This is a genomic window from Streptomyces prasinopilosus (assembly GCF_001419695.1).
GTDB classification, from domain to species: domain Bacteria; phylum Actinomycetota; class Actinomycetes; order Streptomycetales; family Streptomycetaceae; genus Streptomyces; species Streptomyces prasinopilosus.
This window is the reverse complement of sequence record NZ_LIRG01001039.1, coordinates 1-2,016: the sequence shown is the minus strand read 5'-3', so window position 1 is coordinate 2,016 and position 2,016 is coordinate 1. Positions and strand designations below refer to the sequence as shown.

General features: G+C 74.1%; 4 protein-coding genes. 2 read left to right on the top strand and 2 right to left on the bottom strand.

Annotated features, from left to right (window positions below):
* The coding region (locus tag AOK18_RS33185) for a hypothetical protein (RefSeq protein ID WP_107099671.1) at positions 1 to 202 on the top strand (202 nt) is incomplete at its 5' end.
* Between the two features lie 193 nt (positions 203 to 395).
* Positions 396 to 986 (top strand): TetR/AcrR family transcriptional regulator, encoded by a 591-nt coding sequence (locus tag AOK18_RS29935; RefSeq protein WP_055696330.1) that lies wholly within the window; start codon positions 396 to 398, stop codon positions 984 to 986.
* Between the two features lie 104 nt (positions 987 to 1,090).
* On the opposite strand, the gene AOK18_RS29930 is transcribed toward AOK18_RS29935, so the two are convergent.
* Together AOK18_RS29930 and AOK18_RS29925 are read right to left on the bottom strand one after the other, a co-directional pair.
* Positions 1,091 to 1,696: a hypothetical protein gene (locus AOK18_RS29930; protein WP_055574464.1), complete on the bottom strand. Its 606-nt coding sequence runs from the start codon at positions 1,694 to 1,696 to the stop codon at positions 1,091 to 1,093.
* 110 nt (positions 1,697 to 1,806) lie between these two features.
* Positions 1,807 to 2,016: hypothetical protein (locus tag AOK18_RS29925; RefSeq protein ID WP_206281615.1), on the bottom strand; the 210-nt coding region annotated here is incomplete at its 5' end.

The following is a 2,016-nucleotide window of genomic DNA, read 5'->3' as shown; positions in this document are numbered from 1 at the left end:
ACCCGTCCGACGCGTCCGCGACACCGTGCGCGGACGCGTCGGACGGGTCATGGGGCACGTGGGCCCGTACGTCCAGCTCCGTCCGCTCGCCGGGGGACGCGAATGGGACGCCGACCCGCTCCACGTGCGCCCCCTCACCCCGCGCGAGCTGCTGAGCGCCCTCGTCGCGGAGGCGAACGCCCGCAGCCGGCAGTTCGGGTGACGGTGCCCGCGGGCCCGCCCGTCCGCCGGGTCCCGCCGTGCGACCGGCCGGCGGGGCCGCGCGGGCGGGGTGCCGCGGGAATCCCGGCCATTCCCCGCCCTTTCCCCGTCCTTTCCCGAAGACGGTCCGCGGGCCGCATCGCCAGGCGCGGAACACTGACGTACCTTCAGTACGTGAAGGACGGAGTGAGGGGATGACACAAGGGATTCGGGCACAACAGCGGGAGCAGACCCGGCAGGCGCTGGTGCGGGAGAGCAGGCGCCTGTTCTCCACGCTGGGCTACGGCTCCGTGGGTCTGTCGGAGATCGTCCACGCGGCGGGGGTCACCAAGGGCGCGCTCTACCACCACTTCTCCAGCAAGGCGGATCTGTTCCGGGCCGTGCTGGAGCAGGTGCAGCAGGAGGTGGCCGAGCGGATCGCCGAGACGGCGGACGCCCGGGAGGACACCTGGGAGCAGCTCGTGTCGGGGTGCCGGGCCTTCCTCACCGTGTCCACCGATCCGACGATCCAGCGCATCATGCTCGTCGACGGCCCCGCGGTCCTCGGCTGGAGCGAGTGGCGGGCGATGAACGAGACGACCTCCGGCCGGCACCTGGCGCAGGTGCTCGGGGACCTGATCGACGAGGGCGTGTTCGCCGCGCAGCGGGTCGAGCCGCTCACCCATCTGCTGTCGGGCGCGATGAACGAGGCGGCCCTCTGGCTGGCCACGTCGACGGACCCCCGGAATCCGGACGACGTCCAGGACGCGCTGGTGTCGATGCTGGAGTCCCTGCGGGTCGTGTGACACACGGGAGGAGGCGCTCCGCCGGCCGGCGGGGCGCCTCCTCCCGGGCAAGGGCGGGCGGGGCCGGCCGCCCCCCTCGGCCCGCCCGGAGGGAGCGGCCGGCGTCAGCCCGCCCGGAGGGAGCGGCCGGCGCTGCGCGCGCAGGAGTAGCAGCCTCCCTGGCCACGGCGGATGTTGTTGAGCGCGGGGGCGCCGATGTGGCCGCACATCATGCAGCGGCACATCCACCGGTCGCGCACCCGGCCGGGGAACGGTTCCAGCGGTTCCATGCCGATCGCGCGCATCTCCGCCTCGGCCGTCTCCCGGTCCACCGGTGCCCGTCCCGCGCAGGCGCGGCAGCCGCCCTTGCCCGCGCGGATCCCGAAGAGCCTCGGCTGGACGATCCGGCCGCAGGCGACGTGCCGGCAGGTCCAGCGGGCCCTGGCCCCCGGGTACGGTTCGAGCGGTTCGAAGCCCGCGGCGCGCATGTCCGCCTCGGCCTGTGCCCGGCCGGCGGCCCGTCGCCGTTCCCCGGCCGCGATGCGGCCGCAGTGGCGGCACCCCCCGCTCGCGCCGATGCGCACCGAGGTGAAGGTGGGCGCCACGAGGTGCCCGCTGCGGGCGCACCGGCTGTTCCAGGGCACGTTCGCCCCGGGGTAGGGATCCATCGGTTCGAGTCCGGCGGTTCGCATGACCGCGACGGCCACGTCGGGGTCGATTCTTCCGGGCATGACTGCATTCCCCCTCTGACTGCCCTTCACTGGCGTGGACGGCCGGCCCCTGTCCGATCCCGCTTCGATCGGTTCCGGCCGGCCCGCGATGTCACGTGGCCGTCGAGTGGTCAATTCGACGGGATGACGTGAATCGTCGTTCCGTTCGGGTCCGTGACGACCAGGTCACCTCCTTCCGTCTCCGCCGCTCCCGCGCCGCCGCGCCCCCGTGCTCCGGTCCCCTCCAGGCAGGCCGCGATGCGTTCCAGCTCCCGTCTTCCGCCCATCGCCTCGAGCGTGAGGCGGCCCGTGCGCACGGGTCGCCTCACGCTCGAGGCGAT